6 protein-coding genes are annotated in these 14,000 nt (G+C 62.9%); 5 read left to right on the forward strand and 1 reads right to left on the reverse strand.

What is annotated here, in order from left to right:
* The first annotated feature begins 374 nt into the window (after window positions 1-374).
* The 5 genes from G6O69_RS05410 to G6O69_RS05430 all read left to right on the forward strand — a co-directional run bounded on the left by G6O69_RS05410 (window position 375) and on the right by G6O69_RS05430 (window position 12,725).
* Window positions 375-1,967 carry a class I SAM-dependent DNA methyltransferase gene (locus tag G6O69_RS05410; RefSeq protein ID WP_346017136.1) on the forward strand — a complete coding sequence of 531 codons (1,593 nt, stop codon included), beginning with the start codon at window positions 375-377 and terminating at the stop codon, window positions 1,965-1,967.
* Window positions 1,968-2,007: 40 nt separating this feature from the next.
* Window positions 2,008-3,243, forward strand: a complete 1,236-nt coding sequence (locus tag G6O69_RS05415; RefSeq protein ID WP_172302459.1) for a restriction endonuclease subunit S — start codon at window positions 2,008-2,010, stop codon at window positions 3,241-3,243.
* Entirely contained in the window at window positions 3,240-6,368 is a 3,129-nt protein-coding gene (locus G6O69_RS05420; RefSeq protein WP_172302460.1) for a type I restriction endonuclease subunit R, read from the forward strand. The genes G6O69_RS05415 and G6O69_RS05420 overlap by 4 nt, the downstream gene beginning before the upstream one ends.
* A gap of 378 nt (window positions 6,369-6,746) precedes the next feature.
* On the forward strand, window positions 6,747-7,451 hold the full coding sequence (locus G6O69_RS05425; protein WP_255216092.1) for an SIR2 family protein: 705 nt from the start codon (window positions 6,747-6,749) through the stop codon (window positions 7,449-7,451).
* A 63-nt stretch (window positions 7,452-7,514) separates the two neighbouring features.
* Complete coding sequence (locus tag G6O69_RS05430; protein WP_172302462.1) at window positions 7,515-12,725, forward strand: CHAT domain-containing protein; 5,211 nt, start codon at window positions 7,515-7,517, stop codon at window positions 12,723-12,725.
* A gap of 18 nt (window positions 12,726-12,743) precedes the next feature.
* Here the strand turns inward: G6O69_RS05430 and G6O69_RS05435 are convergent, their stop codons facing one another.
* Window positions 12,744-13,967, reverse strand: a complete 1,224-nt coding sequence (locus G6O69_RS05435) for a hypothetical protein (protein ID WP_172302463.1) — start codon at window positions 13,965-13,967, stop codon at window positions 12,744-12,746.
* Window positions 13,968-14,000 lie beyond the last annotated feature (33 nt).

Genomic DNA, 14,000 nt, shown 5'->3' on the forward strand with positions numbered 1-14,000 from the left:
TACCCTCTCTGGACTTCGCGATGAGAAAGCCAACCAAGCGCACGGCACTACATGAACTCACCGTCAAGCGTCTCACCGGCCTCTGTGACGACTTCGATCTCGACCGCGCCGGTCTGACGCGCAAGGACGACCTCGTCGACGTCCTCGGTCGCTCCAAGCGGGCGAGCTTCGCCGAGATTCTGGGCAGGCTCAGCCGCAAAGAGCTCAAGAAGATCTGCGCGGCCCACGACCTCGACGACTCGGGCAAGGAGAAGGCGAAGATCGCTGCCCGGATTCTTGGCGAAGAGTCGAACCCGAGCGGCAGCGCCGAGGGTTCGACTTCGAAGCGACGTGGCCGCCGCTCGCCCAAGCCGGCCACGGGTAAGACAAAGCGTATGGAGCAGTCAACGACCAACAATCGCAACGGCTCGCTCGGCTTCGAGGACAAGCTGTGGGCCGCCGCGGACCTGCTCCGCAACAACATGGACCCGGCCGAGTACAAGCACGTCGTCCTCGGCCTGATCTTCCTCAAGTACATCTCGGACGCCTTCGAGGAGCGGCAGCAGGAGCTCATCAAGCTGGTCTCGGACCCGGACAGCGACGAGTACATCGAGGACCTCGACGACCGCGAGGCCGAGCTCGCCGAGCTGCTCGAGGACCGGGACGAGTACACGGCCGAGAACGTGTTTTGGGTCCCGCACCAGGCCCGCTGGCACCATCTCCAGGGCCAGGCGACGCAGCCGACAATCGGCAAGTTGGTCGACGACGCGATGATCGCTATCGAGAAGGACAATCCCTCGCTCAAGGGGGCGCTGCCTAAAATCTACGGAGGTGTAGGCCTCGACAAGCGTAACCTCGGCGAGCTCATCAACCTCATCGGTGGTATCGGCCTCGGCTCGAAGGAGGACCGGGACAAGGACACGCTCGGGCGCGTGTACGAGTACTTTCTGTCGCGCTTCGCCTCGGCCGAGGGGAAGGGCGGGGGCGAGTTCTACACACCGAGCAGTGTCGTGCGGGTGCTCGTCGAGATGCTCGAGCCCTACTCGGGGCGCGTCTACGACCCCTGCTGCGGGTCCGGGGGGATGTTCGTGCAGTCGCTGCGCTTCATCGAGGCCCACGACGGGAAACGCGACGCGGTCAGTGTTTACGGGCAGGAGTCGAACCCGACGACCTGGCGGATGGCGCGGATGAACCTGGCGATCCGGGGAATCGAAGCGAACCTCGGGCACAAGCACGCGGACAGCTTCAAGGAGGATCTGCACCCGGACCTGCGCGCGGACTTCGTGATGGCGAACCCGCCCTTCAACATCTCGAAGTGGGGTGGGAAGGGGCTGCTCGAGGACGTTCGCTGGAAGTACGGGGTGCCGCCGGCGGGGAACGCGAACTTTGCCTGGGTGCAACACATCGTACATCACCTATCACCCACGGGGACGGCGGGGATCGTGCTGGCGAACGGGTCAATGTCTTCGACGCAGTCGGGGGAAGGCGACATTCGGCAGCGGTTGGTCGAAGCGGATCTCATCGACTGTATGGTGGCACTGCCAGGGCAGCTATTCTATGCGACGCAGATTCCAGTGTGCTTGTGGTTCTTGGCCCGGGACAAGCGAAACGGGAAGTTCCGCGATCGACGGGGAGAGGTGTTGTTCATCGACGCTCGCAAGCTCGGACGGATGGAGACACGGGTGCATCGGGTGTTCAGCGAACAGGACGTTGGAGTGATTGTGAACGCCTATCACACGTGGCGCAAAGGAGAAGGGTATGAAGATGCAGCAGGGTTCTGTAAAGCGGCGACAAAGGAATATATTTGCGCTCACGACTTCGTACTAACCCCTGGGCGCTACGTCGACCCCGTGAACACCGAAGATAACGGGGAGCCCTTCGAGAAAAGGATGCGGTCTTTGACCACTCGATTCTTTGAGCAAATTGGCGAGTCAGGTCGGCTGGAAGCGCAAATTCGGGCTGAGCTTCGGAGGCTAGGCTATGACTGATCTGCCTGAAGGATGGCGAGAGGAGCCCATCGAGTCAGTGATGGACCGCATCATCGACTATCGAGGAAAGACGCCCCCCAAGGCACCATCGGGGGTTCCCCTGGTAACTGCAAAGATTATTAAAGATGGCCGCCTGCTTGAAGTCGGTGAGTATATCGCAGAGGATATATATGACGACTGGATGAGGCGTGGACTCCCTCGGCGAGGGGACGTTGTTATTACAACAGAGGCGCCAATGGGCGAGGTTGCTCAACTGCATACGGATAGGGTTGCTCTTGCACAACGAGTTATCCTTCTCCGAGGAGCGCCAAAGGTGCTTGATAACACTTTCTTGCGTTTCACTCTTATGTCCCAGACGGTCCAGCATAGGCTTCAGGCTCGCTCGACCGGAACTACGGTCACTGGAATCAAACAAAAGGAACTCCGGCGGGTCACTCTTCCCCTCCCCCCCTACCGAGAGCAACGCCGCATCGCCGCCGTCCTCGGGGCGCTGGACGACAAGATCGAATTGAACCGGAAGATGAACCGGACGCTGGAGGAGATGGCCCAGGCCCTGTTCAAGTCCTGGTTCATCGACTTCGACGGGCACGACGATCTCGTGGACAGCGAGTTGGGCCCGATCCCGAGGGGCTGGAACGTCGAGACGTTGAACGACCGACTCTCGGTTCTGGAGACTGGCAAGAGGCCGAAAGGTGGCGTGGCCAAGTTTACGTCGGGAGTTCCCAGTGTGGGAGCCGAGAGCATCGTGGGATTGGGGAAGTTTGATTTTGACAAGACAAAGTACATTCCAGCAGCCTTTTTCAGGGACATGACGAAGGGTATTGTCGCAGATCGCGATGTGCTGGTGTACAAAGATGGCGGCAAACCAGGCGACTTTCGTCCTCATGTGACAATGTTCGGCGACAACTTCCCTTTCAGCAAATATGCGATAAATAGCCACGTGTACCGCCTTCGGACATCCAGCCTCTTGTCGCAAGAGTACTTGTATTTCTGGCTCTCTTCCGATCCAATGATGGCCGAGATGCGGCGGCGGGGAACGGGAGCCGCAATTCCAGGTATTCCAAGGCGGGATCTCATGACGATGCCTGTTCTAGTGCCTCCGAACGATGTACACGCTCGTTTCCATCACGTCGCAGCACCGATTGTCAGCAAGATTCTTGGAAACGCGAAACAGTCCCGCACCCTCGCAGAGATCCGCGACACCCTCCTCCCCAAGCTCATCTCCGGCGAACTCCGCGTCCCCGAAGCCGCCGAGCTCATCGAGACCCCACCATGAACGAGTCCGACGTCGAAGCCTCCGCCATCGAGTGGCTCCAAGCCCTCGGCTGGACCCACATCCATGGCCCAGCCATCGCGCCCGACGGTCCGACCCCGGAGCGGGTCAGCTATAGCGACGTCATCCTCGAACAGCGCTTGCGCTCCGCCCTGACCCGCATCAACAACCACCTCTCCCCCGAGACCATCGATGACATCGCCCGCCGCGTCCTGCTGCTCGACTCGCCCTCGCTCGAGGAGAACAACTACACCTTCCACACGATGGTCCGCCGGGGCTTCGAGGTCGAGGTTCACACCCCTGAGGGCCCCCGCGGCGACCTCGGCTGGCTGTTCGACTTCGTCAACCTCGAGAACAACGACTGGCTCGTCGTCGACCAGCTCACAGTCATCGACGGCAACCACAACAACCGGCGCCCAGACCTGGTCCTCTATGTCAACGGACTTCCGCTCGCGGTCATCGAGCTAAAGAACCCAAAAGACCCCGCGGCCACAATCGAGGGGGCTTGGCGGCAGCTCCAGCTCTACAAGCGCCACATCACCGCGCTGTTCCACACCAACGAGGTGCTGGTCGTGTCCGATGGCACCGAGACTCGGGTCGGCAGCCTGACCGCGGGCTTCGAGCGCTTCGGCCCGTGGCGGAGCATCGACGGCGAGAGCCTCGCGCCCGAGGCCATGCCCACGCTCCGGGTGCTCATCCAGGGCCTGTTCGAGCACCGGCGGTTCCTCGACTACGTCTACCACTTCGTGCTCTGGGAAGCCGACGAGGGGTTCATCAAGAAGATCGCCGGCTACCACCAGTACTACGCGGTCAACAAGGCCATCACTTCCACCCTGAAGGCCGCGGGCTTCGACGGTGACCGGCGGATCGGCGTGGTCTGGCACACCCAGGGCAGCGGCAAGAGCATCTCGATGTGTCTGTTTGCCGGCAAGATCGCCCTCGAGCCGGAGATGGAAAACCCGACCCTGGTCGTGATCACCGACCGCAACGATCTCGATGGCCAGCTCTACGGCCAGTTTTGCGCTGCCCGGCACTTCTTTCCCGTCACCCCCAGGCAGGCTGAGAGCCGCGAACACCTGCGCGAGCTACTGACCGTCGCGTCAGGCGGCGTCGTGTTCACGACCGTGCAGAAGTTCTCGCTCACCGACGAGGAGCGCACGCTCGGCGACGCCTTCCCAACCCTGTCCCAGCGTCGCAACATCGTCGTGATCGCCGACGAGGCTCACCGCAGCCAGTACGAGTTCGAGTCGCGCGTCGACCCCGAGACCGGCAAGGTCAGCCACGGCCTTGCCCGCAACGTCCGCGACGCACTGCCCAACGCCAGCTTCATCGGCTTTACCGGCACCCCGATCGAGTTCGACGACAAGAGCACGCCCGCCGTGTTCGGCGACTACGTCGACACCTACACGATCCGCCAGGCCGTCGACGACGGCGCCACGGTCCCGATCTTCTACGAGGCCCGGCTCGCCCGGATCAGCCTCCCCGAGTCGGAGAAGCCCCGCGTGGACGACCAGTTCGAGGAGCTGACCGAGGACGAGGAAGACACGACTCGCGAGAAGCTCAAGAGCACCTGGGCCAAGCTCGAGGCCCTCGTCGGAACCAAAAAGCGGCTCAAGCTCGTGGCTCGAGATCTGCTGGATCACTGGGCTCGGCGCCTCGAAATCATCGACGGCAAGGCGATGATCGTCTGCATGTCACGCCGGATCTGCGTCGACCTCTATCGCGAGATCACGCGCCTGCAGCCCGACTGGCACTCCGACAAGGACGAAGAGGGCGCGATCAAGGTGGTCATGACTGGCGCCGGCAGCGACCCCGAAGAGTACCACCCGCACATCCGCGGAAAGCTGCGCAAGAAGACCATCGAGAGGCGCTTCAAAGACCCCGAAGATCCGCTGAAGCTGGTGATCGTCCGCGATATGTGGCTGACCGGCTTCGACGTGCCCTGCGCCCACACGCTCTACGTCGACAAGCCGATGCAGGGGCACGGGCTGCTCCAGGCGATCGCCCGGGTCAACCGGCGCTTCAAGGACAAGCCGAGCGGGCTCGTGGTCGACTACATCGGCCTCGCCGACCAACTCCGCAAGGCCGTCGAGCGGTACGGCGGTGGCGAGGGCGACAAGCCCGGCATACCTGTCGAGGCGGCCCTCGCCGTGTTGCAAGAGAAGTTCGAGGTCGTCCAGGCCATGTTCCACGGCTTCGACTACCAGAGCTATTACTCCGCCAAGGCGAGCGAACGGCTGACCGCGCTGTCGGGTGGCGTGGACCACATCTGCGGGCTCGACCCCGGAGACCCCGAGAGCGCCAAGCGGCGCTACATGGAAGCGATGACCAGCCTCAACAAGGCCGCGGGTATCGCCCTACACCTCGAAGGCGCGCGCAAGTATCGGGACGAGCTCGGCTTCTTTCAGGCGGTCCAGCGCAACATCCAGAAGTACACGGTGCGCAGCTCGGGCAAGACCGACACCGAGCTCAACGCCGCCATCCGGCAGATTGTCTCGGGAGCGATCACCTCTGACAGCGTACTCGATGTGTTCGGCGCTGCGGGGCTCAAGCGGCCGGACATCTCCGTGCTTTCGGATGAGTTTCTTGAGACCGTCAAGAAGTCCAGGCACAAGAACTTGCAGGTCGAGCTGCTCAAGAAGCTGATCAAAGACGAGATTAAAACTCAGCGCGAGCGCAACGTGGTCCAGGCCCGGCGCTTCTCCGAGATGCTCGAGCAGACGCTGATCCGCTACCAAAACCGCACCATCGAGGCCGCTCAGGTCATCGTCGAACTGATCGACATGGCCAGGGAGATGCGTGATGCGCCCAAGCGAGGCGAGACGCTCGGGCTCAACGAGGACGAACTCGCCTTCTATGACGCCCTCGCCGATCACGGGAATGTGAAGCAGGTGATGAGTGACGACGTACTTGCGGAGATCGCTCACGATCTCGTGACGGTGATTCGTCGCTCGGTGACTATCGACTGGACGCAGAAGGAGGCCGTTAGGGCGGACATGCGGCGGAAGGTCAAACGGCTACTCCGAAAGCACGGCTACCCCCCCGACAAGCGGGAGGACGCTGTAGAAACCGTCATCGAACAGGCTGAGCGGGTGGCGAAACACTGGGTCAGCAGCACGACTGCCTAGCTGCAGGGGCAAATTGCACATGGCATACGATCTTCCACCAGACGAGGCCGCCAAGTACTCGAAATTTATCGATCATTTCAACAAGAAGCACCCCGCAGAAGTGAATGGATACGTCATTTCGGGAGGACACGCGCTTTATCATCAAGATCGAGTCGCGTTCGACCTTTGCTTCGAAGAGTGGCAGAACTCGGTTCGGCAAGACCGGGCCAACCATATCGAAAAGGTTCTTAGCTTTCGGTCGAATCGAGGATTTGTTGAAATGCTTGCGAGTGTGGTCTCGCAGGGGCTGGTGGTTCCTTTTGTGGGGCAGGAGTGTCAATCCCGTGCAACAAGGAGGGATGGCGGAGCTTTCTGTGTAGGCAGGCCGAATTGGCAGAAATGGGCCCCGTCGGGACGCGGCTCGACCAAGGGGAGTATGAGGAGGTTGCGCAAGAGATCATCGCTCAACGCGGTCGGCATATGTTTGACCTTGAGGTCGAGGCTCGCTATTCATCGAAGGCTGAACTCTCGGGACCGGTCCTTCAGATTCGAGCTCTCACAGAGAAATTTGTGATTACAACAAATTTCGATGAGGTCCTGGAGCTTGCATTCCGAACTCAGGACAGTCCATTCAGTGAAGTTTGGCATCCAGCAAGCATTCCAGATGAGGTCATCAGGGTCTCGACCGGGCCTGATAGCACTGCCTTGATCAAGCTGCATGGCGACAGCAAGTACGCTAATGGTCGTGTGTTCACCAAATCGGAGTACGATCTTTTCTACGGAGCACCGCTTGACATGGATCGGCCGCTCCCAAAACTACTTGCAACACTGTATTCTCGTCAGTGTATGCTTTTCATCGGATGTAGCCTGTGCTCGGATCGAACCCTGGACGTCTTTCGTCAGACGATACAGCGCGAGGGGGCGGGACGTGTCTCCCGGCACTTCGCAATTCTCGAGTGCCCCGATGATGGTGACATACTTGATCGAGAGAAGTTTCTCACCGAAATCAACATCGTTCCAATCTGGTTCCCCAAAGGAGATTTTACAGCCATCGAAGCCCTGCTCGAGTACCTCATCCAGGCGACGGGACGGCTTCAAACCTAGACCTGACTTGGCGTTTTAGCCCGCGTTCAACCATGAGCCGGCCAGCAAGACTGCCGAACAACAATGAGCACCGACTCACACGCGAAGGTCCTCGATAGCGTCCAAGCTCTGTTCGACGCCCACGACTATGCTGGCGCGGCCGAAGCCGCGCTTGCGGCCCTCGACGAGCTGCCGCCGACGACATCGCCCCGTATCCTCGGCACGCTTCATCTCACCATCGTCGAAGTCCACAACAGGCTCGATCGTCTGACCCCGGAGCTGGGCCGTCGCTGCCGTGAAGCCCTCACCTACCTGCGAGGAGACCCTGAGCTCGAGACGCGCACGCGCCTGGCCATGATTCCGTTGGGCCTCGACTTCCCAGACTATCGGACCGACACCGACGACGCGTTCGTATGGCTCCGTGACCGTCGCGGCTCGCTCACGCCTTCTCAACGGGTGAAGCTCACCTTGTTCGAGGCCGCCGACGAGCGACGACAAGGGCGAGAATATCTAGGAGTGATCGAGCGCGGTGTGGCCGAGCTCGAGGGGACGCCAGAGCAGCGATACCTCCGCCTACAACTGGCGCACATGACCCTTCGTGAGGGGACCTGGCCAGAGTGGGCCGAGCCACTGATCGCGGGTGTCCTGCGCGACGGCCGAAACGTCGACGAACTCCAGGTGGTCAAAGGGATCCTGTGGGAGTTTGGCGCACAACTGCCCGAGCCCTTGTGCGAGAGCGTACTCGAGTGGGGTCGAGACACCGCACCGGAGATCTGCGGCATGTTGCTGGCCCGGCGCGGGCGGCAAGACGAGGCGCTCCAGTTCCTGCGCCAGGGCGCGCAGCACCACGAGGGCTATGCACGGGTGGGCTCCCTCCACGCCCTGCTCGAGCACCTCCCGCCAGATGCCATGGACGAGCGCCTGCGTTGCGCGCAACAGCTCGTGCTCGCGCTCGATCGCCACGACGATCCATCCATGCGCCACGATGTGGCCTTTGCCATGGCGATGGTCGGTGAGGCGCGCAAGGATCCCGAGCTACTCGAGCAGGCGCTGAGCCACGTCGAGCGAGCGGCGCCCAACCTGCGCATGCTCGACGGCAGCAACCCTGGCCGGCGGCTCATGGCGGAATTGCTCGAGCTGATTATCAAGCTACGCATGCTCGAGCCGACGCCTGCCTTGGCAACCTACGGAGTGCGCCTTCTTTGGCAGCCCTTTCCTGGAGTCGACCCACGGCGGCTCGCTATCATTCGCTCAAACGCTGCGTTCATGCTCACCGCTGCCGGTCCGATTTGCGCGCGCGAGGTCATCGAGGTAGCGGACATGCTCGCCCACGAAGTCCTCGGCGTGAATGAGTCGCTCCTATCGATCACCCGAGCGCGTGCCGAGTGGATGCGGAGCCTGGCAGAAAACCAGCCCGTCGCGCCCGGAGACTGGCCCCCAGGCCCCTTCGATCGAGCAGCGCCCTGGTTGGTGGCGCTCGTCCATGGTCACTCCCCGGCGCTCGACGTCGAGACAGGCCCGCCCAGGCTCGAGCTACTCGAGCAGGTCATCAGCGCGCGTAGCGACCGCGCCGATGCGATTCTTGCCTGGTTATTTCGAACCGCCCTCGCTTCGCCAACATGGCTCGAGGTGGTCGAGCCGGTGCTGAGAAGGTGTGTCGAGATCCCCGACTTGGCGGGACCCGACGTGTGGCCGGAGCTTCATGTCGTGGTGGGGCAAGCCCTCGAGCAGGGTGATACGCCGGACCTGCGCATGATCGCCCTGAGCATCGCGCGTGCCCGGGGCGAAGAGCTCGAGTTCGAGCCCAGCGAGGTCCCCGCGAGTGGTCGCGCCGCGGTCGAGCTCCTGATCCACGAAGCACGCTACGTCTCCACGCAGTGCCGAGACTCGTCCGCCACCGACCGAACTGCAGTCAGCGCGCAAGCCCGCGCGATGTGGCGTCACGCACTCGCTGCCGCGCGCGAACTCAAAGACAGCTGGCTCGAGTTCACCGCTCAGGTTGGTCTTGGGAATTCGCTGCAGTGGGGGGACCCGCCCGATGTAGACGGCGCCCTGGCCGAGTATCAGGCGGCGCAAGGGCTCGGTATCACCAACGAGCAGGGTCTGGCCAAACTGTGGAAGGTCACTGCCGATACGCTGCGCAAACGAGGGAGCCCCGATGACATCCGCTGGGCGCAGGCCCTCATCGATCGCTCGATCGCGCTGCGCACAGGGCGACTGCGTGCGGAGTCGCTGAGCTCGGCCACGCTGATCGCCGAACTGAACCCCGACGCGGACGAGGTCGCACGTCTACGCAGCTCGGTGACCTACCTGATGGACGCGGCCCGTGCAGATGAGGAGCTCGGCGCGGCTGTGCTCGAGGGGTTGTGCGATCGTATCGTTCAGCTGCGGCGACTCGAGCCAGGGGCGGCTGTCGACCCGCTCCTCGACGAACTCCAGCGTCGCTATCCCCAGCACGAAGTCACCATCTCCCGAGCTCGGCACGGCGTGAGCGGCCGCCAAGAGCGGCTCACGCAGGCTCAGATGATGGAGCTGTTCAGGACCGAGCCAGAGCTGCAAAGCGTGATGGCGGCCCAGATACTCCTCGCTCAGGGAAGCGAGAGCGAGTTCGACGACTACCTGCAGCAGCTCGACGGTGAATCGGCTGGACACGCCGTCGCCCGTGTATTCGTCCTTCAAAGGCTGGTGTTGGGGGGTCGAGTCGGTGGCCCCCAGCTGCGCGAAGCCATCGCAACCGCGCGGGCAGCCATAGCTCGTTGCGACGAGCCCAGGGTCAAGCAGGCACTCCTCGTCATGCTCTCAACGCTCATGCAGCCCGCTGAGCCGGCTGCCGAGTCTCCCGCGTTCGATCTCGATCTGTCTGGCGAGTTGGCTCGAGCTGCGATCGCTGTCGCGGGTGGCGAAGACGTCGTCCATACCGACGCACTGGCGATGCTCGCCCGTTGCCTTCGCTACACGCGCTCGGGCGATCGAAACCAAAATCTACGCCGCTCCCGTGACCTCTATCATCTGGTGTATGAGCGCGCACGCGCCGACGGTGACGGCGATTCGGCTGCGCACGCGCTCAACAACCGGGTCGACGCCGAGCTCGAGATGGGAGTCGGCGATCGCATGGAGCGTTGGCTTCGCGGCATTGAGACCTTGCAGCATGGGCTCGAACTGGCTCAAAGCCCCACGCGCCGCGCAGAGCTTCAGACCTCGATCGCTTGGTATCGCACAAAGATGGCGGACTACGTTCCTGCTCGGGAGCGTGAGGGCGTGCTCGTCCAGGCCCTCGCAGAGTTTGACGCTGTCGACCAAAGCGCGGTCCCTCGAACCTCGAGCTGGGCAAGCTTGCGCGCCGTATGTGAGGGTGGGCTCGCATCCATCCGTGGCGGTGACGTCGCGGAACTCGAGCTCTACGAACGCCGCCTTGCGGATCCTTCGCTCGACCCCTACGAGCGTGCGACCTTCGAACACAATCTGGCGATCAAGCTCCGGCGACGTCGCGGCGTCACAGCGACCGATCTGCTTCGTTCTCTCAACTTGTTCGAGAGCTCGACGCGGGTTCGGGCCCCTCACTCGGCGCGCCATGCCTGGGAGACCTGCTACGAGGCCGGCCTGACGATTGTCGAGGCGCTGTTCGGCCACTCGGGGCTGAACATGCAGATGCTTCCTTGGCCTCCCCGTGAAGCAGTGCGTCAGGCCCATACATGGTTGTCCCGTGCCTTGTCAGCGGCAGCGGAACTCGGTGGTGGACAGGAGCTTACAGACGCGGCGTTTCGGCTGGTCTGGCTGGCCTGCGGAGTGACAAATGCGTCGCAAGCCGCGAGCTACGCCGAGCAGGCCTGGAGCGCGCTTCTGCAGGCGGCCCCGTACTTGTTGCTCAACGACTCCGAGCGCGCGCAAGAGTCCAGGGTTGCGCGCCATGTGGCGCTGCACCTCGCCAAGTTGCACCTCGATGAGGGGGTGGTGGGTGTTGGCGACGATGGCGTGCGGGCGCTCGACAGCGCCGCGAGTGAACTCGTCCTCCGCTGGATGCTGCGGGCCGAAGCGAGCGCGCGTCGTGTGCTCGACGCGCGGCTCGTTCGCCCCAATTCGGGTTCTGCGTCTTGGTGGTCGCGTTGGCAAGAATCTCTCGATGCCCGCGATGGCCCGGAGCTCGGACGCCTGCTCGAGCAAATCCATCAAGACGAGCCCCGCTATTTGGTCGGAGATCCGAGCCTCGAGCAGACATGGCGCTGGCTCGAGCACGAACCGGGTGCGGTCGGCGTGTCGTTGCTGTTGGACGATCCTGTGTCGTGTATCGCGCTGCTCCACATCGGTAGCGAGGGCCAGCGGCTCATGCGCGTTCTGTGTCTCGAGGTGCCGGTGCCGCCACACACCGAGCGTGAGCTGGGGAAGCAGATCAACGAGATGATCAGGGGGCAACCAAGGGCTCTTGCCATGCATGAGTCCATGGTCCGCTGGGCGCGGGGGTCGGTCGTCGAGCCACTGCTGGGGTTCTTGAGGACACCGCCCAGGGCTTTACTGTGGGTCCCAGGGCCGCTGCTGCGCTTGGTCACCCCGTCGATCCTGTGGCATGGAGTCCCCGTCGCGTGCTCGCATACGCTGGCGTTGAAAGCGACTCCGGCCCCGACGCGGCCGAACTCGACCCTCGTCTGTGGGGCATTCAGCCAAGGAGATCGGCTGTTATCCAAGTTTGCGCGACCCCTTGCGCACATCGCTAGGGGGGCGGGTCGCTTGGGGCCTGTGAAGACACTCGTGAGCGCAGGCAGGCGCTACGGGAAGCAGCTGCGGCCGCTGGATGCACGTGACTCTCCGGCGAGCGCGAAGGACCTGCTCGCCGAGGCACCCAACCACGGGCTGTTGATCGTCCTGGCTCATGGCGCAGCAGGAACAGCGGACGAGGCCGTGATTGTGTGTGTCGATCGGGATGGGTCTGAGGACGACCTCACCGGTCGGATGCTCGCGGAGCAGCCAGAGGCGTTCGCTGGGGCGACGGTGATGTTGCTGTCATGCTCGGCTGGCCGGATCAGCGGCGACCAGCACTCGCCAGATGGGGTCGCTGGAGCATTGTTGTCCGCGGGCGCAAAGGCGGTCGTTGCACCACTTTGGAGTGTGTACCTATCGGTGGCTGAACGAGTGGCGCTCGATGTGCTCGATGGGCTCAAGAGCGAGCTGAGCCTCTGGCAAATCATCGCGGAGTTGCCCGCCGAGATCGTCGGCGAGGGCGAAGTGCTGGAGGCGACGGAGGAGACACGGGCCCAGGGCTTGATGCTGCAGCGTCAGAGTTTTGTCGTGTGGCTTGGGTAAATTGCCCGCAAGCCCAGGTTATTCGGACGCTCCGCCACCTGCCTGGATCACTCGGTTGATGGTGCGTTCCCCGGCTGGCGTTCGCATCCATCCCTCGTCCCTCTGGGCCACGAGACCGATGCCCTGCATCAGCCACAGCGCCGCCATGATCTTCGTCGGGCCTCCATGGGGCGTCCAAGGAAACACCCCTGGCGCGAGTTCGTAGCCGTTGGGCGTTGGGTGGAAAAAGAAGCCGTCGATCCCGCCCTGCCACTTACGTGTTGCGGTCACGAAGTGTTGCCCAACAGCGTACCGGGCGAGCAGGTGTCCCACCCACTCGTGGAGGGTCGTGTCGGGCTCAGGATGCGCGGAAAATACCGACATGCTGACGCGCAGAGACTGGCCCAGAGAAGCGAAGTTACGATACCGACGCTCGGGGTCCACGATCCGATCGATGCGCATCGCCAGCGCCGCAAGTGAGACGGCCGCAGCTACAATTCCCGCTCCTGGATCCGTATCGAGCGTCAACCCGATCACTTCGTGCCCCTCTCCTTGGATGCCAGCCTCCTCCGCAAACCCTCGGGTCACCTCACCGAGCGTCGAGGAGTGATGCGGCAGCCATCGAGACGACCCATCTGCAGCATCGAGCACGACCGCTACCGTCTCTGTGAGATCGGTGCTCGGCACGTGGCCTCGGTCGATCAGGTGGCCGAAACCGGCCCAAACGGATTCGAGTGAGTGGCGGAAGAACCACCGCAGGCCGAGGAGGGCCCACCCATAGGATTCCTCGAGCAGTGCGGACGGCGGCTCGTAGTCTCCGGTGCCCTTTTGCCAGTCGATGAAGCGTTGGAGAAGGAACAAGCGGGGGCTCTCAGTGGGCTCGAGGGCGTGCAGGAGCAAGGCGAGCGACCGTCGACGGGGACCATCGACTCGCTTCTCGATGTGCTGGCTGCGGCGCTGTTCGTGGCGAAAAAGCAGCTCTTCTAGCATGTCTCGTTCGCCTCGCAGCGGCGAGTTGCAGAGGCACAGGCCGCCAAGATGTTCGACCGTGGTCTCGCTGATGGTTTTGCTACCCGGTGGTGGCAACGCTACGTCGAGGTCGAGCGTGGCCCCGAGCTTCTTCGCGAACTTTGTCACCCGGCCTGCCGCGCGACTACCAAGCCCCAGAGCCTTGACCGAGGGCCCATAGTTGGGAGCATCAAAGGCTGAGGGCGGACGCTTGTCGGAGACCAGCGGGAGCTTGCTCCCCTTGCTCCGGGGCACCGACTGGATGCCAACTGCGCTCCCGGTTCCGCC

It is taken from the genome of Pseudenhygromyxa sp. WMMC2535 (assembly GCF_011083025.2).